This is a genomic window from Veillonella nakazawae (assembly GCF_013393365.1).
Lineage (GTDB): Bacteria > Bacillota > Negativicutes > Veillonellales > Veillonellaceae > Veillonella > Veillonella nakazawae.
Genome location: NZ_AP022321.1, coordinates 1,809,889 through 1,832,354 on the forward strand (window position 1 = coordinate 1,809,889; position 22,466 = coordinate 1,832,354).

Annotated in this window: 21 protein-coding genes and 1 other RNA gene; 5 read left to right on the forward strand and 17 right to left on the reverse strand. The window is 40.5% G+C overall.

Translation table 11 applies throughout. The features are described from left to right. The first annotated feature begins 31 nt into the window (after window positions 1–31). The 3 genes from VEIT17_RS08405 to VEIT17_RS08415 all read left to right on the forward strand — a co-directional run bounded on the left by VEIT17_RS08405 (window position 32) and on the right by VEIT17_RS08415 (window position 2,479). Window positions 32–1,267: a shikimate kinase gene (locus VEIT17_RS08405; RefSeq protein WP_178885634.1), complete on the forward strand. Its 1,236-nt coding sequence runs from the start codon at window positions 32–34 to the stop codon at window positions 1,265–1,267. 286 nt (window positions 1,268–1,553) lie between these two features. Continuing rightward, complete coding sequence (locus VEIT17_RS08410; RefSeq protein ID WP_119209228.1) at window positions 1,554–2,162, forward strand: type II toxin-antitoxin system RelB/DinJ family antitoxin; 609 nt, start codon at window positions 1,554–1,556, stop codon at window positions 2,160–2,162. Window positions 2,163–2,176: 14 nt separating this feature from the next. Then, complete coding sequence (locus VEIT17_RS08415; protein ID WP_178885636.1) at window positions 2,177–2,479, forward strand: type II toxin-antitoxin system RelE/ParE family toxin; 303 nt, start codon at window positions 2,177–2,179, stop codon at window positions 2,477–2,479. Window positions 2,480–2,504: 25 nt separating this feature from the next. Here VEIT17_RS08415 and aroD read toward each other — a convergent pair whose 3' ends face one another. The 3 genes from aroD to VEIT17_RS08430 all read right to left on the reverse strand — a co-directional run bounded on the left by aroD (window position 2,505) and on the right by VEIT17_RS08430 (window position 5,343). Further along, window positions 2,505–3,299, reverse strand: a complete 795-nt coding sequence (gene aroD / locus VEIT17_RS08420; RefSeq protein ID WP_060924443.1) for a type I 3-dehydroquinate dehydratase — start codon at window positions 3,297–3,299, stop codon at window positions 2,505–2,507. A gap of 301 nt (window positions 3,300–3,600) precedes the next feature. Next, window positions 3,601–4,833, reverse strand: coding sequence for an MFS transporter (locus VEIT17_RS08425; protein WP_024066770.1), 1,233 nt, complete (start codon window positions 4,831–4,833; stop codon window positions 3,601–3,603). 90 nt (window positions 4,834–4,923) lie between these two features. Further along, the gene (locus VEIT17_RS08430; protein ID WP_024066769.1) at window positions 4,924–5,343 is read right to left on the reverse strand and encodes an RrF2 family transcriptional regulator; all 420 of its coding nucleotides are present in this window, start codon (window positions 5,341–5,343) and stop codon (window positions 4,924–4,926) included. Window positions 5,344–5,486: 143 nt separating this feature from the next. On the opposite strand from VEIT17_RS08430, the gene VEIT17_RS08435 reads away from it, so the two are divergent. Further along, the gene (locus tag VEIT17_RS08435) at window positions 5,487–6,854 is read left to right on the forward strand and encodes an NCS2 family permease (protein ID WP_024066768.1); all 1,368 of its coding nucleotides are present in this window, start codon (window positions 5,487–5,489) and stop codon (window positions 6,852–6,854) included. 170 nt (window positions 6,855–7,024) lie between these two features. On the opposite strand, the gene VEIT17_RS08440 is transcribed toward VEIT17_RS08435, so the two are convergent. From VEIT17_RS08440 to VEIT17_RS08455, 5 genes are all read right to left on the reverse strand, one after another. After that, the gene (locus VEIT17_RS08440; RefSeq protein ID WP_178885638.1) at window positions 7,025–8,344 is read right to left on the reverse strand and encodes a hypothetical protein; all 1,320 of its coding nucleotides are present in this window, start codon (window positions 8,342–8,344) and stop codon (window positions 7,025–7,027) included. Between the two features lie 54 nt (window positions 8,345–8,398). Continuing rightward, window positions 8,399–9,073 carry a hypothetical protein gene (locus VEIT17_RS08445; RefSeq protein ID WP_178885640.1) on the reverse strand — a complete coding sequence of 225 codons (675 nt, stop codon included), beginning with the start codon at window positions 9,071–9,073 and terminating at the stop codon, window positions 8,399–8,401. A 90-nt stretch (window positions 9,074–9,163) separates the two neighbouring features. Further along, a complete protein-coding gene (locus VEIT17_RS09830; protein WP_242013251.1) occupies window positions 9,164–9,586 on the reverse strand; it encodes a hypothetical protein in 423 nt (140 codons plus the stop codon). Between the two features lie 30 nt (window positions 9,587–9,616). Further along, window positions 9,617–9,925: a hypothetical protein gene (locus VEIT17_RS09835; protein ID WP_242013252.1), complete on the reverse strand. Its 309-nt coding sequence runs from the start codon at window positions 9,923–9,925 to the stop codon at window positions 9,617–9,619. A gap of 237 nt (window positions 9,926–10,162) precedes the next feature. Continuing rightward, window positions 10,163–10,675 carry a pyridoxamine 5'-phosphate oxidase family protein gene (locus VEIT17_RS08455; RefSeq protein ID WP_178885642.1) on the reverse strand — a complete coding sequence of 171 codons (513 nt, stop codon included), beginning with the start codon at window positions 10,673–10,675 and terminating at the stop codon, window positions 10,163–10,165. 282 nt (window positions 10,676–10,957) lie between these two features. Here VEIT17_RS08455 and VEIT17_RS08460 point away from each other — a divergent pair, with 282 nt between their 5' ends. Further along, the gene (locus VEIT17_RS08460; protein ID WP_129823381.1) at window positions 10,958–12,400 is read left to right on the forward strand and encodes an amino acid permease; all 1,443 of its coding nucleotides are present in this window, start codon (window positions 10,958–10,960) and stop codon (window positions 12,398–12,400) included. 34 nt (window positions 12,401–12,434) lie between these two features. Here VEIT17_RS08460 and VEIT17_RS08465 read toward each other — a convergent pair whose 3' ends face one another. From VEIT17_RS08465 to ffs, 9 genes are all read right to left on the reverse strand, one after another. Continuing rightward, window positions 12,435–13,007: an immunity protein YezG family protein gene (locus tag VEIT17_RS08465; RefSeq protein ID WP_060924450.1), complete on the reverse strand. Its 573-nt coding sequence runs from the start codon at window positions 13,005–13,007 to the stop codon at window positions 12,435–12,437. Between the two features lie 255 nt (window positions 13,008–13,262). After that, a complete protein-coding gene (locus VEIT17_RS08470; protein WP_129823380.1) occupies window positions 13,263–14,387 on the reverse strand; it encodes a cation diffusion facilitator family transporter in 1,125 nt (374 codons plus the stop codon). A 311-nt stretch (window positions 14,388–14,698) separates the two neighbouring features. Continuing rightward, window positions 14,699–15,703 (reverse strand): RluA family pseudouridine synthase, encoded by a 1,005-nt coding sequence (locus tag VEIT17_RS08475; protein ID WP_129823379.1) that lies wholly within the window; start codon window positions 15,701–15,703, stop codon window positions 14,699–14,701. Further along, complete coding sequence (locus VEIT17_RS08480; RefSeq protein ID WP_178885644.1) at window positions 15,703–18,291, reverse strand: 3'-5' exonuclease; 2,589 nt, start codon at window positions 18,289–18,291, stop codon at window positions 15,703–15,705. Before VEIT17_RS08480 ends, VEIT17_RS08475 begins: the two co-directional genes overlap by 1 nt. A 9-nt stretch (window positions 18,292–18,300) precedes the next feature. Further along, on the reverse strand, window positions 18,301–18,555 hold the full coding sequence (locus VEIT17_RS08485; RefSeq protein ID WP_005385224.1) for a hypothetical protein: 255 nt from the start codon (window positions 18,553–18,555) through the stop codon (window positions 18,301–18,303). 1 nt (window position 18,556) lies between these two features. Then, window positions 18,557–19,153: a recombination mediator RecR gene (gene recR / locus VEIT17_RS08490; protein ID WP_004694915.1), complete on the reverse strand. Its 597-nt coding sequence runs from the start codon at window positions 19,151–19,153 to the stop codon at window positions 18,557–18,559. Next, window positions 19,154–19,483, reverse strand: coding sequence for a YbaB/EbfC family nucleoid-associated protein (locus VEIT17_RS08495; RefSeq protein ID WP_008602262.1), 330 nt, complete (start codon window positions 19,481–19,483; stop codon window positions 19,154–19,156). A gap of 50 nt (window positions 19,484–19,533) precedes the next feature. Next, window positions 19,534–22,035 carry a DNA polymerase III subunit gamma/tau gene (dnaX, locus tag VEIT17_RS08500; protein ID WP_178885645.1) on the reverse strand — a complete coding sequence of 834 codons (2,502 nt, stop codon included), beginning with the start codon at window positions 22,033–22,035 and terminating at the stop codon, window positions 19,534–19,536. A gap of 255 nt (window positions 22,036–22,290) precedes the next feature. After that, window positions 22,291–22,390: signal recognition particle sRNA small type (gene ffs, locus VEIT17_RS08505), an RNA gene on the reverse strand. Window positions 22,391–22,466: the final 76 nt, after the last annotated feature.

Below are 22,466 nucleotides of genomic sequence, written 5' to 3' on the forward strand. Positions count from 1 at the left end.
CCATTCTATGTATATTGACCTAGGAGGTCCTATGAAATTTGGTTTACTTGGCCGTACGTTAGGCCATAGCTTCTCCCCTCGCATTCACAGTGCACTAGGGAATACAAATTACGAATTATTTGAACGCGAACCGAGCCAACTACAAGAGTTCTTCGCGGATCAGGAATTACAAGGTATCAATATCACTATTCCTTACAAGGTAAATGCCCTTGAAGCTTGTGATGTAGTAGACCCTCGTGCAGAACGCATCGGTTGTGTGAATACGATGGTTCGCAAAGATGGTAAATGGCACGGCTATAATACTGACTACGATGGTTTCGTGTTTACTCTACAACATGCTGGCATTGATGTATCTGGCAAGGAATGTATTATCCTTGGCGATGGCGCTTCCTCCGCTACCGTTCACGTAGCTCTTGAAGACTTAGGAGCTAAGAACATAGTTCATCTCTCTCGTAAGACCGCACCATTCTATGGTGATGCGCCTAATTACTACGAAACAGCACAGATTATTATTAACTGCACACCTATCGGTATGTACCCTCATAATCCAGCTAATCTTATCGATATTACACAATTCTCCAAATTAGAAGGCGTTGTAGACCTCATCTATAATCCACGCCGTACGATTTTGTTGTTACAAGCAGAAATGATGGAAATTCCTCATTGTGATGGCTTGCCATTCCTCGTGGCTCAAGGCGTTGAAGCTGCTAACCATTTCCAAGGTGAAAGCTTTGGCACAAAGGAAATCGAGCAAATCTTGCGAGATATGCGCCGTGAAAAGGAAAACATTATCCTCATCGGCATGCCTGGCGTAGGAAAAACTACAGTTGGTAAAGCGCTCGGTGAAGAAATGGGCCGTACCTGCGTTGATGTGGATCATGAGTTAGAAAAAGAAATTGGAAACATTTCCACATACATTACAGAACAAGGGGAACCAGCCTTCCGTGAAAAAGAAGCGGAAATGATTGCAAAATTCGGTACCCAAACAGGTCTTATTATTTCCACTGGCGGCGGCTGTGTAACAGTTCCTAAAAACTTCGCACACTTACGCCAAAACGGTCGTATCTACCAATTAACACAACCAGTAGAAAACCTATCTACCTCTGGTCGTGTTCTCTCTAGTGGTGGCATCGAACGCTTACGCGAACTAGAAGCAACGCGTACACCAATGTATGAAAGCTTCGCTCAATGCATCGTAAAACATAATCGCAATGCACCAGAAACAGTGGCGACTATCCTAGAAGACTTTGAGGCAAATTTATTGTAAGAGCTTATATATCAAATTTGTAAAATACTTTACATCTGTATTTCTAGATAAAACTAAAACTCATATCATGACATCAATGATATAAACTGAAAAGCAGTAGCTATCCTTAGGATTACTACTGCTTTTTTATTTCCCCTATGTTTTATATGTATTTGTAAAAATCCACATGTGCAATTACAATGTAATTACAAACGGAATTAATTAGCTTAACAAACTTTTAATATAAAATCAATAATATGACCAACGAATTACAGTCACAAGCCAAAAGAATACTAGGAGAGATACTATGAAAACAGTAAACCTACAAGTCCGCATCAACGAAGATCTAAAACAGGAAGTATCTAGCATATTAAAGGCACAGGGCCTATCCTACACCTCTATGCTAGACGCACTATTTCGTCAAATTATAAAAGAACGTCGTATCCCATTTGCCATTGCTTTACCAACAACTCCTACCGAAAAAACACCAACGCCAAGTACACTCAAGAATGACAGCACCTACGAACAACCTCGAAGAACATTAAAGGCCTCAGATACTATAAATACGTACGGAACATCAACAGAAAACGAAATAGAAATATCCTTTGATAAAATTGATAAAACAGGCATACTCAATATCCGTATAAACCCTAAAGTTAAGACACTAACAACAGCTATCTTAAAAGAAATGGGATTAACCATATCACAAACTGTTACACTAGTTTCTAAACAAATACAATTCGCTAAAGATATTCCTCCGACTATTCATCGCCCTGAATGGATTGATGCTATAAATGATGATTTATGGACAAAAGAAGAGTTCAACAAAAGAATAGAAATAGGTCTTAATCAGGCTGAAAATGGAATTGGTGAACCTGTAGAAAAAGTCTTTAATGAACTCCTTAAAGATTTATAAGTGTGGAGATTAAAATGAGATATGTAATAATTTTGACCCCTACAGCTAAATCTGATATAGTAAATCTCAAAATTTCATTAGCACAACAGCTTATAGATCAAAGCATTATCAGAAAAGAATTAAGGTTAATCTATGAAAAAATATCTTCATTAACTATTTTTCCTGAACGATATCCCATTATTAATAGTGATACAAAATACAGAAAATTATCACATAGAAAATATCTCATCCTATATAAGGTTATAAATAATTATATATATGTGTTCTATATTCGACCTTCAAAAATGAATACATTACAGGAAATACAAAACATATAAAAAAGTCGGCTTTCGCCGACTTTTTTTAATGCACTTTTACCCGTTTATGTTGTTGTTCATCGAAGACACCATCTACGTCGATAGTATCAAGAATTCGTTTTAGTTCATGCACATCAATTTGACCTGGTGCTGATGCTTTGCCAGCAGAGGCAAATGTCATAGCATTACCAAATAGAGCGCCTGCAGTACGTGTAACAGCACCTAGTGGACCCATAGCCATCGTAATGATTGGGTCAGATGGATACAAGGCTTTAACTTCAGCCGTTGCTTCAAGGAGGGTTAATACATCCCCTGTTGTATTAGGCATAACAGCCATCTTTGGCACGTCGGCTAAGAATTCTTTCATTTGAAGAAGACGATTTACAATAACTTCATGACTTGGTGTTCCATTAAAATCATGATTACTCATGATAATTGTAATGCCATGTACCTTAGCAAACTCAATGGTCTTGAGCATTCTATCTTGATCAAAGAAGAGTTCAATATCAATAGCATCTACCAATCCAGTAGGAATGATGCGCTCTAACATAGTGAAGTAGTCTTGTGAAGAAATGGATTTCTCCCCACCTTCACCTTTCGTGCGCCATGTAAATAACAAGGCACGACCTTTTAATTGAGGCTTGATGAGCATTAATAATTCAATAATAGCGTCAATGGAGTAGGCCCGCTCGTAATAGTCAATGCGTAGCTCCACTACCTGACACGGTGTATTACATGCAACCGCAGTGGCATCTAAAATTTCTTTCATTGTTGTGCCTACGATAGGCACACATATCTTTGTACCCTTTTCGCCGAGTACAGCATGACCGATACGGACCATAATAACTCCTTTCCGTCCCACAGGGTGAGACAAATGACTTACCTTAAACTAACTATATACCAATATTTTGGTAAAAGCAATCAATCCGGCTATATTGGATTGCTATTCACAAAAAGCGTATGAAAGCCCGTTATTATGCACTAAAAATGTATTCTTAGATTAACGATTAACATAATTTTTTGTTATATCTCATTTTCTCGGTCTTATTAAAATTGGTCATATTATTCAATCCCGTTAAGTATATCTACTCTCTCTAAATAAAAACTCCACACATAATCGTGTGGAGTAATCATTTATGGTATTATTCGTGCTTGGCAGATAGTTTTCTAGATTGGAATGCCATATATAACAATAACAAGCCTGTAATGCTAAATACATAGGATATACCTATATAGGTGGATACTATACTTGCAAATACAGGACCTACCATAGACCCAAATTGTTGAGCCGTCGTAGTCATACCAAACATGCGGCCTCTAAAACTGGGGTCTGTATTGAGGGTTACCGCTGCACTTAAGGATGGGTTAATACCTACAATACAAGAACCAATTAAGACTTGTAACACACCAAACCACCAAATACCTACTGGCAAGCTTTGAAGTAAAAGGACAATACCACTTCCCATCATACAGTAGGAAATGGTTTTAAAATAACCACGGCGTTCACCCAAACGGACCCATAGGTTCGTCGTTAAGGATCCTGCTAAGCCGCCGATACTAAGGATGGTGCCAGAGATCATAGCCGCCCCTTCCATAGTGCCTTGCATATCTCCTACATAGAGGGCCAAAATAGGTTGCAACATCATAATAGCGCATTGCATGAAGAAGAATATCCAGAGTAATCGTACTAATACAGGCTGTTGTTGAACTGCTTTAAAGTCTTCACGTAAGGATGTAGATTTGGTATGGTGAGCAGCTTGTTCTTTTCCATCAGCACCCACAGCATGTAATTTGGGTTCTTTCACAAAAAATAATACGGCCAAAGTCGCAATAAATACAGCAATACCAGATACGTAAAACACAGGTCGCATCCCTACAACACTCTCAACGGCGCCACCTAAAAACGGGCCAATGACATTGCCTAAGATAAGACCGGTTTGAAATATACCTAATGCTCTACCAACCTGTTTTTCATCAACACTAAGGGACACCATAGTCATTGCCGCTGGATAGAATCCATTAGCAAAACCAACGAGGGCACGCCCCATGAGTAATTGATATTGGTCTGTAACTAAGCCAATTAATACATAACAGATGGCGATGGCAAAGCCAGCACGCAAGGCCATCCGTTTTTTCCCTTTATTATCGGCAATCTTGCCCCATATAGGAGCCATAATGCCTGCAATGAGAAAGGTAATACCGAAAACGAGACCCGACCAAAGAGCTACGTCAGCCTTTGGAACGCCTAATTCTAAAAGATAGATAGGCAAAAACGGAATGATCATAGTGTAACATATGGCTAGCACTGTCATGGCCGCCGTAATAATCCATACATTGCGCATGCCACCGCGAGCGTCATATGTAGTGGTACTCATTCGTTGCCTCCTTTCATATATAAAAGTATATAGAAAATACTTTTATATTCTATATAAATAAGAGTCGCATATGATACGCGACTCTCTCATTTATTCCGTTGGAAACTTGTGATCCATTACATCCTGTAAGGATACGCGTTCCATAACATGACGGAATTCATCTTGCAAGTACTGCCACAACGGAGCAGTCAAGCAATCGTTAAACATCGGACATGGCTCTACATCATCTTCTAAGCAAGATACGAGAGCAATGGAGTCCTCTGCAGCATATAAAATTTCATATACATTGTATTCAGCAGGTAATTTCACCAAGCGATAACCACCGTATTTACCACGTCCACTTTTAACGAGGCCAGCGGAGGATAAGCGAGATACAATCCCCTCTAAGTATTTATCGGAAAATCCTTGGCGTTCTGCAATCTCACGAATTGGTACATTTTTTTCTACCCCGTGCTCTGCAATATCCGCCAATATCCGTAAGGCATAGCGCCCTTTAGTAGATATTTTCATAAGTTAACCTCTAAGTCATTCATAATATATTTATAGTATATCACAAATTCATACAAAAAATGGTGGGAAATATGATACACTATACATATATCGAAATATTTTATTTGGGTATTTTTTAATTTCATATGGGAGGATGTTATCTAATGTTAGATAAACTATTTCAACTCAGTGAACGCGGTACAACTGTTAAAACCGAAATTTTAGCTGGTATTACTACGTTTATCACGATGGCGTACATCCTATTCTTGGCGCCTAACATTCTTAGTCTCGGAGGGATGGATAAAGATGCAGTCCTCATCGCTACTGCCTTAGGTGGTGGCCTTGTAACGATTGCTATGGGTTTATTCGTAAACTATCCGATTGCCCTCGCTCCTGGGGTTGGCCTCTTAGCCTTTTACTCCTTTACCGTAGTTCTCGGTATGGGCGTATCCTGGCAAACAGCATTAGGTGCGGTGTTCATTTCCGGTCTCGTATTCCTCGTATTAACACTTACGTCGATACGCCAAATGATCGTTGAAGGCATCCCAGCCTCTATGAAGGTTGCCATTACCGTTGGTATCGGTCTCTTCATCGCTATCATCGGTTTGAAATTATCCGGCTTAATGGCTATCTCCATTAGTTTGTCTCCAAACTCCTTAGGTCAAGTTGTGCAAACACACGGCAACTTAGTACCCCCTGCGTCCGAAGCGCTCTTAACGCTTGGTAATTTGCACAGTGGCGAAACATTGTTGGCTCTATTCTCCCTCATCTTTACAGCTTTATTGATGGCTCGTAAAATTCAAGGTTCTCTCTTGATTGGTGTGGCAGTAACAACAATTCTTTCCTATGCTACTGGCCTTTCCACAATGCCTGAGAACTTCACGGTATTAGCAGTACCAGATTTCTCTAAAGCAGCATTCCTTCAACTAGATATTCCTGGTGCGCTCCACATGGGCTTAATCACGATTATCTTCTCCTTCACCTTTGTAGAATTATTCGACTCCATGGGTACATTGATCGGTACGGCTACGGAAGCGAAAATTGCAGATCCTAAATCTGGTAAATTCCCAGGTCTTGGTAAAGCTATGACTGTCGATGCTATTGGCGTTAGTGCTGGTGCGTTGCTCGGTACTTCTACGATTACTGCCTTTGTTGAAAGTGCAGCAGGTGTAGGTGCTGGTGGCCGTACAGGCTTAACGGCTGTCACAACAGGCGTATTATTCTTAATCTGCTTGTTCTTGGCTCCAATCGTATCCTTGGTGCCAAACGCAGCAACATCTCCTGTTCTTATCATCGTTGGTGCCCTCATGTTAGGTGCTATCAGAAATATCGACTTCGATGATTGGACAGAAGGCTTCCCTGCATTCCTCGTTATCGTTTTGATGCCGTTCACATACAGCATCGCTAACGGTATCTCTGCAGGTCTTATTGCATACCCTCTACTCAAAATTATTGCAGGTCGTGCAAAAGAGGTTAACTGGATTATGTACGTATTGGCGGTACTCGTTATCATCCGTTACGTATTCTTCTAATTAACGTATGCTCATAATCAAGCTATTAATGAAAGCTAATATTTGATTGCTATAATCACTAATACGCTAAGAACTAATTGTATGTAAATTACATATACTAAAAGAACCTATCTCTAAAGATATTAGTAAAATATCTAGGAGATAGGTTCTTTTTTTATTACTATTTAGTATTAACGAATTGTTTTTACACCAATTAAGTCTGTACGACTTGGATCGATATCTTTTAATGGCACTACATGATTTCTATAAAAGTCTGCTTCAGATGCTTTCACAGGCACTTGGAAGAACAAGAAATACGCCATATTATCCTTGTACCACGTAACACTGCGTACTAAGCCCTTATCTACATCCCCTGTATATTGAACCTCCCCTATTGGAGTGGAGTCGCTCCACTGTACGTCATAGTACTCCCATGGGATATATTCTTCAGGCCATACGGTGTCCATAGAGTAGCTCATGCGGAAGACCATCGTATGAGTTACCCAACGGCCACTGCGTTCTTGATACTCTTTACCTTGCTTCCAATATACAGTTTCTAATACATCATTGTCATAAAAATGTGTAGCATAGTATGTATAGCCAAGCGGTAAATAACTTGGTACAGATACGTCATAGGACACCTTATGAGATGCATTGATTACACCGCTAGGTAGACCGATGGTTTTGCTGGTAAGTATAGGCCACACAGAATTCGTATGTGTACGCAATGGCAACCCAATCGTTTCATAAGGAGGCCAATCTATTTCAACCTTTTGTTTAACAGGTTCTTCAATATGTTGCTCATCATTGCGGTCACCACGTAGTCGAGTATCATCAACGGCTACGTTACTCACAGGACCTACAGAGTCTACAATTTTGCTTACAAAGTTTTGATTTCTTAAAGAAGCAAAGTAGAGCATATACACTTTATTATCTTTTTCCCAGTAAGCAATTTGAATAGCGTCTTTACTATAACCTAACGTATGTACAGCGATTCCATTAGGGGTAGTAAAGCTAACTGCATCCTTAGCGTTGTAATTTGTCTTTTCTAATATAGGCGTTACCACTGTATCGATAGCCCAACCCATACGATATACAATATCTGTATTAGAGAAGGTTAGCTTCGGACCAAATTCTCCATCACGGCCCGTTTCTGTATAAACGATTTCTAATACGTCATGGTCCTTGGCCTTTACATCACGTACTGCATAATCTTTAGGCATATAAGACGGAACTTGTATAGGATAGCCAAATTCCTGCGCGGTACTCTCAATATTAGTTTTAACTAAATCATAATCATCAACTTGATCATACCAACGATAACGATCAGCGAGTTTTTTATTATCATCGATGAGCTTTTTATTATCTATATCTACATCTCGTTCAACAGGAACGGTATTGCCATTTTTATCTATTAACGGGTATGTAGCACTAACTGGCTGCACCCCAAAGGTACTTACTGCCGTAGCCATCGCGGCACATAAAACAGCAGATGTTATTATTTTCTTCATATTCTCTCCTCTTCGAGCGGTTACACAGGTTTCCGCTTTTCCAATATCGTATATTTATATAGCCGTATAATTTACAGGCTCCACATGCTCCTTATAGAATTCAGCATCAACTGATTTCACAGATTCTAAGAATAATAAGGAATATGCCATACCGTCTTTTGTCCACGTAATGCTGCGAATTAGTTGCGCTGCTGGATCCCCGGTGTAAAAGACTTCGCCAGATTCACCTTGTTCAGACCATTCAAAGTCCTTATACTCAGCAGGAACATACGGTACATCTTTTACATCTTCCACTGAATAGCCCATTCTATAAACGAAAATACTACCAGAGTTTCTCTTCCCAACTCGATATATTGGGGAATTTTTTATAAAATATACAACCTCTAATACATCATTTTTGTCTTGCCGCACTGTATAGATTTCATAACCATAAGGGATATAGCTAGGTGCCTCAGCCTCATATGGAAGCTTCTTCGCTGCCTCTATTAGATTTCCCTTAAAAGTATGAGCCTCTTGTGTATTCTCTATAGGCCAATCATGAAAGTGCCACTGTAAGCTATCAGTTCTAGGCTCTACATTTTTAAAATTATGTCCTAGCTTAAGTGTTTTAGTGGATCCAGCCTGATCTATAGTATCAGGAGTATCTACCGTTTCTGCTGTGGCCATTCCTACAGATAATAACCCAGCAGCAATAACAGCTAAAACGGACTTATACATTGTTTTTCTCATATTTTTTCCTCTTTATAAGCAATTACAAATTCTACCGCTATTACACAATATATTGTTCTAGATACAATTTGTATAACATCAGTTTATCTGCTAAGGAATCATTCGTTCTTTATTATATTCATCAATTGTTTTGTTTGAAATCTTCGTAACCGGATAGTTTCCTAATAATTCATAACGTGAGCTATCTATATTTTTTACAGGTACCACATGTTCCTTATAGAATTCAGCATCAACTGCTTTCACAGGTTCTAAGAAGAATAAGGAGTACGCCATGCCACCTTCCGTCCACGTAATGCTACGGATCAATTGTACTCCTGGCTTACCTGTATAATACACCTTGCCAGATTCACCTTGCTCAGACCATTCATAGTCCTTATACTCTGCAGGAATATACGCTGTATCTCTTACGGTATCCAAGGAGTATCCCATTCGATAGGCCATAGCATTAGTAATAAATTTTTTCCCAGCCTGATAGATAGGTGCATCTTTTTTGTAATATACAACCTCTAGCACATCATTTCGATCAAGACGTGCTGTATAAAGCTAATATCCATAAGGTATATAACTAGGTGCCTCAGCCTCATACGGTAATTTCTGAGTAACCTCTGCTATCCCCTTAAAGTTACGAGCACTGTCTTGAGTCATAAAAGGCCAGCCTACTAATTGCATTCTTGGTATTTGTTTAATTGGAGAAGCATTATTCATGTTTGGCGTAACATTTTTAGACTTAGATGTGACCTCAGAATTATTAATCGATACAGACTGATCAACAGTATCTGCGGATACATAGCTTATAGATACTAAACCAACAGCTATAGCAGCCAAAATGGAGTTACATATTAATTTTCTCATATTCTCTCTCTGCCTTATAAAATTTTATAATATACTTCACACATATAATGATATATTTTCTTATTTATATCAGAATCAAGAAACCTATTCTGTAGCTCCAGCTACTTCATAAAACTTTTATCTTTCCTTTTGTGAAAGCATCGTCATAACCAAATAATGTATCTAATGCTTAGGTTCGATATAAAAAATCCTACTGAACGCTATATCATAATAGAGTTCAATAGGATTGTTGTATCATTATTTAATTAATGGAGGCATAATAACATCTTGTTCAAGTTGTCTTCGTCTTTTGGCCGTATAGTCGACAATTTTAATTTGAACTACGCCCACAGAGTTTACCATGGCTTCCGTAAAAGTAAACTCACGACCTGTCTGATGTTTCATCAATACTTGTAAGCCATGAGACTTTTCATCAATAGCCTCTAAATAGGTAGCCTCTCCACGCCCCATCACACTAGAGTAAACCGAGCTATATTTACATGGTATATCTCCACCTGAAACGAGGGCTTCATCGCTACCATCAATTTCAATAAATACATGTGGATTCGCTTGAATCAAACTAAACTTTTTCCCCTCATAATGGCCATGTACATAGATATAAAGTACCTCATCTATAAATTCATATCCAAAATGTAGGGGTACTGCGTAAGGGTAATCACCATCCATCATGCCTAGGTGAATGATACGAGTGCTATTTAAAATGCCCTTAATTTCATCTATATCTGTAACCTTGCGATCTTGTCGTCTCATAATAGTCTCCACAGTTTTACGTAAAAAATAATCTATGTATCATTATAGCAAATTTTAGAAATCTTTTAAGGCTAAGTATTCTCTTAAATGAATAATTTCTCTTTTATTCGTATATTAATAATACTATTTCTCCTATGTGTCCACTGTATAAATACATTTGACTTTTTACAATAGATACTGTATTATAAGAAAATAGTTTTATTGATTCTATAGATTATAAAAGCTATGGTCATCCATGGCTTTTTATATTTGTAGATGGTTTGTAGAAAAGAGGTCTTTACTATGTCTGATACGCATCAGTTAAAACGGGGCCTTAAGAACCGGCACGTACAGTTGCTCGCCATCGGCGGTGCCATCGGTACAGGCTTGTTCTTAGGCTCCGGTCGTGCCATTCACTTGGCAGGTCCATCCATTATTTTCGCCTACCTTATTACAGGTATTATCTGCTTCTTCATCATGAGAGCATTAGGCGAATTGTTATTATCCAACTTGAATCACCACTCCTTTATCGATTTCGTCGAGGATTATTTAGGTGATCGAGCAGCATTTATTACAGGGTGGACATACTGGTTCTGTTGGCTTTCACTAGCCATGGCCGATTTAACAGCCGTAGGCCTCTATATGCAGTTTTGGATACCGTGGCTACCTCAATGGATACCCGCCCTTGTCGTCTTAGTGGCATTGCTATTAATGAACTTAACAGCCGTAAAATACTTCGGTGAAATGGAGTTCTGGTTTGCCTTGATTAAGGTAATTGCCATCATCTCCCTCATTATCATCGGTATCATCATGATTGTCACAGGTTTTACTACAGATGCAGGCGTTGCCGCCTTTAGTAATATGTGGAATTATGGGGGCTGGTTCCCGAACGGAACGATGGGCTTTATCTTATCATTCCAAATGGTTGTTTTCGCTTTCACAGGTATCGAGCTCGTAGGTTTAACAGCTGGTGAAACAGAGGATCCTGAAAAGGTTATCCCTATGGCGATTAACAATATTCCATTACGCATTATTTTGTTCTATGTGGGCTCTTTGGCTATCATCATGAGCATTTATCCTTGGACAGCCGTCAACCCATCTGCTAGCCCATTTGTGGCCGTATTTACAGCAGTTGGTATTGCAGCAGCTGCAGGCATCGTAAACTTCGTAGTTCTTACATCTGCTGCATCTGCTACAAACTCTGGTATCTTTAGTACAGGCCGTATGATTTATGCCCTTGCAAAACGCGGTCATGCGCCAAGCTCTATGCGTCGCTTAACACACAGCAGTGTACCATACCAAGCAACTATTTTCTCCGCTGCAGTACTATTAATTACAGTTGTACTCAACTATGTAATGCCAGAAGCAGTATTCGTTATGATTACATCTATCTCTACATTCTGCTTCATATTTATTTGGGCAATGATGGTTATTTGTCACCTTAAATATCGCAAGAAAAATCCTGAATTAGCGGCACAATCTAAATTTAGAATGCCTCTATTCCCAGTGATGAATTACATCATCCTTGCATTCTTTGTTTTCATTCTAGGTATTCTCGCCTTAAACGAAGACACTCGAATTGCCCTCTTGTTTACACCAATTTGGTTCGTTATTCTCTGGGCCTTCTACTCCATGCTTAATACAGATGATGAAGATGCTCTCAGTGAGGAACTTATCGAGATGGCTGGTGTAAAAGAAATTTACAAAAAACCTAAAAAAGAAGATTCTGACGATTACATAATCTAACACAAAAAGCCCGTGCTATGCACGGGCCTTTCTCTTACTTCATAGTAGGGAAGTTTTGTTGTTCATACTGTTGTTGATAAGCAGGTAAATTACTTGTATCTTCGCCATAATTAAAGATCGTCTTAGTACGATATCCACCTTGGGTAATGATAAGATCAATGGAGGATGGTACCTCTTGACCATTTTGTTGTAAATGATTTACTAATTCTTGTAGAGCTTCAACTTGTCGCAACGAACCAGTCATATATTTACCTTTGGATAGGCCTGTATTTCTAATGACTTGGCCATTATATACTTGACCATTTTTATCTGTGTAATAGAATCGTACAGCTGATTTATCTCCTGTAGGTACAGCTTTAATATAGATGGTTTTCCAATTTTTCTTAACCATCACTCTTGTAGCATCTGCTAACTTATTAGATAAACGTTGTGTTTCTTTATTTGCAGATTTAGATACACCATTGACTTGCTGAATTTCATCATTCATAGGCATATCAATAATTGCCATACTAGGATCTTGTTGTACCTTTTTCGCATCTGCAGGCTGAACCGCCAACACACCAACGGCCGCCATTACAGCTAACGTTGTAAGAGCAAATTTCTTCATTATATCTCTCCTCAGATAGGATTCCTTAAACAAATTATATTTTATACAACACATTATACGCATTAGGCTATTTAATATCAAGCCTATCTTATTTTTCAGGACCATTATTCTTAATTATTTGATTCCATCGCAACATAGTACCACCTCGCTCTTAGCTATAGTATAACTAAATCTCTAACCTTATAAAAGAAAAGGCTTCAACCGCTTCTCGTCAAAACATTTTCGTCGATTATTGGTTGAAGCCTTTTTATTCTATTAGTTACTAAAGTCAGTATCCACAATAGCAAATTGTGTATATTCAGGGCAGCGTTTTTGCATTTCTGCTTTAATTTTTTCTAATGTACCATGCGGATCTTCTTCGTCAAAGTCAAAGATAATATCGTAGTAGATAACTTTCTTTTCTTCGTGTACGTAAAAGGCATGTACTTGTACTACATGAGTATATAAACTTACAACTTGATCAAGAGCTTGTCTAATTTCAAGTACTTCCACACTTGGTTGGTTTTCAGCATATACACCAACAGTCATAGCAATACCAAATTTTTTATAAAGATGAACGGCGATACCTTTTGTCAAAGGATGAATATCAGCCATAGTCATCGTATCAGGCACTGTAATATGTACGGAGCCAATTGTTTCACCAGGACCGTAGCTATTCAAAACTAAATCATACACACCACCTACATTTGGATGTTGAGCGATGGTTTCTTTAATATCACGAATTAAGTTATCATCTGCACGAACACCAAGCAAGTGATTATACATTTCTTTTAAAATGTCATAAGCAGCTTTCAAAATTAAAACAGAGATAGCGGCACCTACATAACCTTGAATATCAAAGTCAAAGAAGAATACTAAAGCTGCAGATACTAATGTAGCAAAGGTAATCACCGCATCAAAGAGGGCATCGATACCAGATGCTACAAGGGCATCGGATTTATACTTTTCACCTTGCGCCTTAATATAACGGCCCATTACAACTTTCACCACAATAGCAACAGCGATAATAGCCAAGCTTGGAACATCAAAGGTAGATACCTCAGGGTGAAGAATTTTTTCAATAGATTCCTTGAGGGATCCAATGCCTGCACCAAGGATGATGAAAGCAATGGCCATGGTAGTCATATATTCGATACGACCATGACCAAATGGATGCTCCTTATCGGCCCCCTTAGCTGCTAATTTTGTACCAACGATGGTCAATACAGAGGACAAAACGTCTGTTAAATTGTTTACCGCATCAAGGATGATGGCGATGGAGTTAGACGCAAGGCCTACAATCATTTTAAAGATAACGAGAACGACGTTACCTATAATACCTTTTATACTAGCAAGCGTAATCCCCCGATTACGTGCTGCACTATTATCTTGCAAAATCATATTAAACTACACCTCTTACATTCAATTCACTAAGCTATAAATCGAAGCCTATCAATTTATTTACATTCCTATTATAGCTTATCGATTATCATTTGTCATTATATTTTTTGAAAAACTTTTATAAAACCATTGATTTTACTGAATTATCAATAATTCTCATTTCTCAATTAGAGTGTTTGGTGTATTGTGACTTCACAATCTATAGTATAGATTTATTGTTAACAAATTACGATCTATTTATTAAGACGTAATACATATTACGCACTTTTTCATACTTACCTAGTGATAAGTATGAAAGTAATTAGAGGAAATTATGCGGTAACCGTAATACGCTCGCCTGTACGCATGTGTGTAAATACAACCTTTTGAGCACGTAATTGGAACGGCTGCCCCGTTGGTTGTGCCCCATATAATGTATCCCCTACGAGAGGGTGACCTATATGGCTGAAAGCCACACGAATTTGATGTGTTTTTCCTGTGTACAAACGGACTAAAACCTCTGTATATCCACATTCTGGGGAGTTATGCACAGATTTGTCCACATTTCGACCACTTTTATCCACATTTTGTAATTCTATATCCACATTTTTTGATGCTATATCCACAGAATTTTTGGACTTATTCACAGACTTATCCACAGGCTGTGATTGATGTCTACATAGGACGGAATAATCTGTACGAGTCTCTTTTCCTTTAGGATTTACTTCGTAATGAATCCCATCAGCACTGCGTTCCATAGATAATACCAAGGAATCCTCATCAGCTTCTACGATGCCTTCCACAGTAGCCATATACCACTTTTCAAAGGTATTATCATCCATTTGCTGTTGATAAAGACTTTGAGCTAAGCCACTTTTAGCAATTACAATACAGCCCGTTGTATCTCTATCTAAGCGATTCAAGAAACGTACCTTTCGCTTAATGCCATGTTCTTTAAAGTAGTAAGCCACACCATTGGCAAGGGATACTTGGTCTTTGGAGTTTACTGTCATACCAGCAGGCTTATCCACAATGAGGAGATCATCATCTTCATATAAGATATGTAGATTCATTTCAATTGGTTCGTGATCTATTTTTTCCTTCGCCATGGCAATCCAAATCTCGTCACCTTCGGAGATAATATCCTTTGGCGTCGCTTTATGGCCGTTGATGTGGATTAGTTTTTCCTCAAATAACTTTACTAAGGATTTACGAGGATATTTTGTATTTAATACTTCACCTAATGTAATATCCTGTTTTTCACTACCTGCAGCGTCTATATCTGCGGCAGTTACGGTCCACAAAATATCATCGGGACGGTGTGTTTTTCTCGCCATTAGTATCTCCTTTCTACGAGCTCATTGTCTCGTGGCATATAGTTCAGTAGCGAGCTTGGTTGAACCGCTCGACCACGTATATTCGTTTGTTCAAAGGTAATGGTCAGCTCTTGCTTAGGGCGCGTTATGGCCACATAGAACAAGCGCTTTTCTTCGTCTTCACGGCCTTCTGCAATGGCAAACGGGCTTGGGAAGGTACCTTCGTTAAGGCCTGCTAGGAATACATGGTCAAACTCGCTCCCCTTTGCTTGGTGGATGGTAATGATAGGAATCCGATCTTCATTTCGTACCTGTTGAGCGGGCTCACCTGCGGTAAGGGCCGCCATCTGCAAGATTTGATTTAATCGAGCTAACCCAGCCGGCCCTTCATAGGCTGCATCTAGTTTTTCCATGATGCGATATAGATCCCGTATATGCTCTACCTTTGCCGCTTCCCCATGGGATTTATAGTATTCTAGAACCCCCATTTGATTCATTATGTACGCCAATAACTTCGTTGGCAATTCCGTATAGGCCTTTCTACGTAACGTTGCCATTTGGGACGCAATATTGGTGAAAGCAGCCTTATACTTATTGATTGCCACCATACGACCAGTCGTTGTAGGCACGATATTTTCTTTTACTGCATAAATTAAAAGCTGTGCTGTAGCCAAGATATCGTCCATCGCATTGTGCGTAGGCTCATGATTGATAGGAAACTCTGATGCTAGGAAGCCCAGTTTATGATTTGGCAAATTAGGATAGAAACGACGGTAAATATCGAGTGTATCGTAGATAGCCTTGAATTCTGGATTACCTAAATTATGGCGTGCCAATTCATTAGTAAAGATAGTCACATCGTAGTTTACATTATGTCCTACAATAATGGCATTCTTGGAGAATTCCTTAAAGGCTTGTAGCACTATAGCTGGCTCTTCGCCGTGTTCTTGTAAATACGCATCAGAGAAGCCGTGTACCTCTTCGGATTGTCCCACAGGTACGCCGGGGTTGATAAAGCGTTCAAATGTTTCTAGGACCTGTCCATTTTCATCGATGCGGATGGCCGCAATTTGAATAATACGATCCTGTGACGTATCAGTACCGGTACTTTCAACGTCATACACCACAACCTCATGATTTTCTAACCCACTGACGAGCTTCGCATAAGGCTCTGCCTCAAAGATAGGCATATCCATAAAATCCGTCAATTTTAAGCCTACTTGACGTGTTTCAGGGCTTTCAATAGCGGCGATACGCGCGTCACCTATGCCGGCAACATAGCGTTTTATAATACGCTTAGCGCTGACGGAGTCATTCGGGTTCATAAGCAATTTAAAGTAAGCCATAACGTCTTTGATTTCTTGGCGTCTAAAGAATTTAAACTCATCAATGATCATAAAGTGACGGCGTTCGTCTTCAGGCTTTTCATTGTTGAGGCGTTCAAAGGAGTCGCTCAGCCGTTGCGCCTTTTTATTATCCCGCACTAAAACGCCAATATTAGCATCCTTTGGCAAGGCGCAGATAGCTTCATAGATATATCTGCCCTCAAGATAGCTATTTTTACAGCCTTTTATGAGAACAGGCTTACCCTTTCTTTCACTATTGGCGCGGGGCAATTCCGTATAGATAGAGCCTACCAGATCAGGGAACATATTCTGCAATGTTTTGAAAGCCATCGTAAAGAGCGTCCAGTTAGAGCGGTAGTTTTCGTAGAAAATGATTTTTAACGGCTTAAAGTCCGCATCAAACTGCTTGAGCAAACGGAATGGATCAGACCCACGCCATTCGTAAATGGTTTGAAAATAGTCACCACATAATAGGACGTGATTACCTTCCCACAGCATTTCAAGTACCTTGTACTCTAGTACACCTGTGTCTTGCATTTCATCAACAGAGATATAGCTATAACGGCTACGCCAACGCTCCCGAACTACAGGGTCTTGGAATAGACGATGAACACCACAGATAAGGTCCGTAAAATCTAGACCATGTACGGAGGCTAAGCTTTCATCATAGGCAGCAATCCATTCGTGACCATGGTTCAAGAAGTCATGAAGTTCACTATAAAGAACATTGCCAAAGCTAGAGAACTGTTGCTCAATAGCAGGACGTTGTTCCTTTTGTAAACGCTCAATAGTTCGTTTATAATCGCCTACGAGATCATCAGAATAAAAGCCATATAAGGAGCGATATTCTTTTACCATGCCGATGATGTTGGCAAAGGACATTTCTCGCAATTTACCTGGACGATACGGTTCAGACAATTCTTTGCAATCCTCTTCATCAAAGATAGTTACATCCGTATACAAGGTTTCATTGCGCTTCCCCTCTTGTTGGAGCACGAAAAAGCAAAAGCTGTGGAATGTACTAACCTCCACAGCCTTTGCAGGACTGCCTACGAGCGATTGAATGCGGTCTTTCATCTCGTTTGCCGCCTTATTCGTAAAGGTCAAGCACAAGATGTTCTCCGCCTTCGCATAGCCGCCCTCGATGAGGTGAGCCACTCGATAAGCAAGTGTATTCGTTTTTCCCGTCCCAGCGGACGCTAACAAGAGGATATTCTGTTCAACTTCATCAATAACGCGTTGTTGTTCACGATTGATAAGCATGAGGTCCTCCTATTTTAAAAAGCCGTACCATCCGGCTGCAATGAGCATTGGAATAGGGCCTAGAATTGCTGTTAAAGCCCATACGCCCAAACCAATATCCATAGGAATATTGAGAATATGAACGCATACTAAATACGTCAAAATACCAGTTACTGCATTCATAGCCACTCGTTTAATGGTGAAAAATGCTACTTTGAAAGCAATGTAGGCTACAGCAACGGATACAACCGCCGAAATAATCGGTGATGCTAATAAAGCTCCCATATTATCCTTTCATCTCTTGGCGGTTCACTACAGCACCGCCTAACGTTAATTCATCGGCATATTCGATATCGCCACCTACAGGAACACCGCGGGCAATGCGCGTTACCTTAATGCCACTTGGGCTTAATAAACGCGCCAAATAGAGAGCTGTCGCCTCCCCTTCTACATCTGGGTCAGTAGCGAGAATAACCTCTTGTACGACACCATCACGAAGTCGGGCAATCAATTCTTTTACGCGAATATCGTCAGCACCGATGCCCTCCATAGGGGACAAAGCGCCTTCCAATACGTGATATAAGCCCTTATAATCACCACTGCGCTCGATAGCAATCACATCGCGAGATGTTTCAACGACCATAATCGTCGTTTGATCGCGGTTTGGATTGCTACAGAATTCACAAGGGTCTTGAGCTGATAAGTTAAAGCAAATAGAACAGTGACGCGTAGCCCCCTTCGCTTCTACGATGGTTTCCACGAGACGGTCTACCTCTTCCTTCGGCATTTCTACCAAATGATAGGCCAAGCGTCTAGCCGACTTGGAGCCGATACCTGGCAAGCGGCGCAGCTGCTCTACGAGCCGTTCTAAAGCATTTGTCATTTAGAATAAACCTGTTGGCAAGTTAAGACCACCAGTTACTTTGCCCATTTCTTGAGCCAAGAGGTCGTCTACTTTTTTGCTAGCTTCGTTTACAGCCGCCATCACTAAATCTTCTAACATTTCTACATCTTCAGGATCAACTGCAGTTGGGTTCAATTTCAAAGACTCGATGATTTTTTCACCGTTCATCACAACTGTTACAGCACCGCCACCAACGGAAGCTTCTACTGTACGAGTTTTTAATTCTTCTTGCATTTTCTTCATATCTGCTTGCATTTTTTGAACTTTTTTCATCATGCCAGCCATATTGCCCATACCTTTACCAAACATTGTAATTCCTCCTTTTAGGACCTGCGTCCTATACTCATATGTTAATTAATTTATTCTTCGATGACCTCGACGATAATGTCGTGATCTTCAGATAGTTTCTCTAATGTTTCTGCCAAAAGAGGATTATTTCGCTCCTCTTCCGTCATATGCTCTGGATCCCATGCATATTCACGAGCTACCGTCACGCTATCGATGGGCGCTACTTCAATAGGTGCTTGTGAAAGCATGGTATGATCATCACTTTGATAAGGGGTTCCCTGTTGTTGTTCGCCCCCATCAGACTTTGGGACAGCTTCTACCTCAATATGTGCACCGCTATCCATAGGGCGTTCTAAGACTTCCCCATCATCGCTAATAACAGTGACGCTATCTAATGGGTGTGGTGGTATATCATCTAAGGATGATACGTAAGATTCCTCCATATCCTCTACAGGCACATCATCAAAGGAATGAACTGGAATATCATCACCAGTTGAGGCGCTTACAGCAGCACCACCCGTCTTCTTTGCTAAGAATGCTAACGCTGCAGCCTTTGCTGCATCTACTGCTGCGGAATCAGGCTTACTTGGTTGCTCATCATTAGTTAAATCCATTTGTGTCGGCTGTGCCCCAGATGTTGTATGTACATCCACCATTGGCTCTGGTGGTCGTTGCGGCGCTTTTACTTGGTGCTGCGTCGTACTGCCAGAGGCCTTTTTATAATCTTTATAGACCTGTGTGAGGGCATCAACGATTTCTACATGTACCGGATAGCCCAGTGTATAGGTGAAAGCATCTGCCGCTTCTGCCAAGTTTACTTCGTTGGTCATTACATTGAGGTGCAATGTATTTTTGAAGGCCATAACCGCCTTGCTTTGATCTACGTATACAAGTTGACCTTGACCGATGACGGTGGAGGTCATATTGCGATTGCTGTCCTTCAAGTATTTAATGACATTAGACTGTACATTGCGATACTCTTGAGCAGACAAGATTTGATCACTAATAATAGCTTGCGTACTAATACCTTTTTTACCACGACCTTTAGCTTGATTTCTAGCAGGTCGTTGTGGAGCGCCTCCAGTACTTGGTAGTGCCATCCCAACGCCGCCCATTGGAGGCGGAGCCATGCCCACTCCATTCATAGGAGGCGGTGTACTACCAGGCGCACCCATAGGTGGAGGTGTCATGCCTACACTCGCTGGCGGTGGGGTCATCCCCACTCCACTTGGGGGCGGCACAGTACCAACAGTACTATTTTGAGTACTACTCATGGAAGCATTCTGTACAGCAGCATTATCTACAGGAGCAAAGCTATTGGCATAACCACCTGGCGGTCCAAAGGAGTTAGCACCGTAAGCAGGTGCAGTTGCGACAGCTGGGCCGCGTTGCTCTAATTGAGCCATGCGGTTCAATAAATCATTTCGTTCAGATCGTTCTGAAGACTCTAATGCATATACACGGTCTTCTAAGCTTTCATCAACAGAGCCTATTTTAGCACAAAGCACTAAAAGGCCCATTTCGATGATAGTTCGTGGATTATCCACCTGTTTTGCATCATTCATGATGGATTGCGCACTGCGCACATACTGGTTAAGCTCATTAAAATCGATACTTTCAGCTTGAGCTAAAAACTCAGCCTTAAAGGCATCGTATACCTTGAGCTCATCCGCATCAGGAGCGACCTTACCAACTAATAAGGCCCGCACGTGCTGAATGAGGGCTTCCATAATCTGCGTCGCATCACGACCTTCTGCTAAGGCATCGTGAATATAGGACAACAATTTGGGACCATCCCCGTTGCGCAACGCATCTAGGAAGTGAATTATCCATTCTTTGCTAACAAGACCGATCAGCTCTTCTACTACTCGGGGCGTAATAGTTCCTGTTGCCATACCGGCACATTGGTCTAAGATACTCAACGCATCGCGCAAACCGCCGTCTGCATGGACAGCGATGAGCTGTGCTGCTGCAGGATCTAAACCAAAGCCTTCCTTTTCCGCTACATAGGATAAACGCTGTGCGATATCATCAGACGTAATGCGTCTAAAGGTATAGCGCTGACAACGAGAAACGATAGTAACAGGCAATTTTTCAATTTCTGTAGTAGCAAAGATAAACATAACGTGAGCCGGGGGCTCTTCGATAGTTTTTAAAAGCGCATTCCACGCCTCAGTTGTGAGCATGTGGGCTTCGTCGATGATGAACACCTTTTTACGGCCTTCAACCGGCATGAATTTGACGCTTTCACGAAGAGCACGCACCTCATCGATACCACGATTGGATGCAGCGTCGATTTCAAGAACGTCCATGGACTGACCGCTCAAAATCGATTTACAAGCACTACACTCGTTACAAGGATGATCCGTTGGCCCATGCTCGCAATTGATAGCGCGCGCGAAAATCTTAGCCATACTCGTCTTACCAGTCCCTCGCGGACCAGCGAACAAATACGCATGAGCTACCTTATCTTCGCGGATAGCACGCATCAATGTATCAGACACCTGATGCTGACCAACCACATCGGTAAACGTCTGTGGACGGTACTTACGATATAACGCAATATATGCCATTGGAACACCCCCTTTTTCCGAAAATTACAATACTTTATTATACCATATTCATGAAATTCTGACTTCCTTAATAAAGTTCTTTTCCCAATACGAAAGTAATATATTTACTTATAAATAATGCTGATATTGCCTAGTCAAAATTTCATCATATGATTCACAATAAAACATCGTATAATTCAAAATAAAGTATCATTCATCCTAAATTAGACATAAAAAAAGCGGCCCCACAGGCCGCCTTGCAATATTCGATCACGACAGCCCCCGGGTTCCCCGTGGCACATGAAGGTTACCGCTTAGTGCTGCTACCTCTCAGTCCTGACACGATTCACAGGCCCCCATTGCACAGGCCCGAGAACTGCCATGATCCAATATTGCAATACAAATATTATACATGAAAATACCTCTATAGTCAAAGCTATAGAGGCATTTCA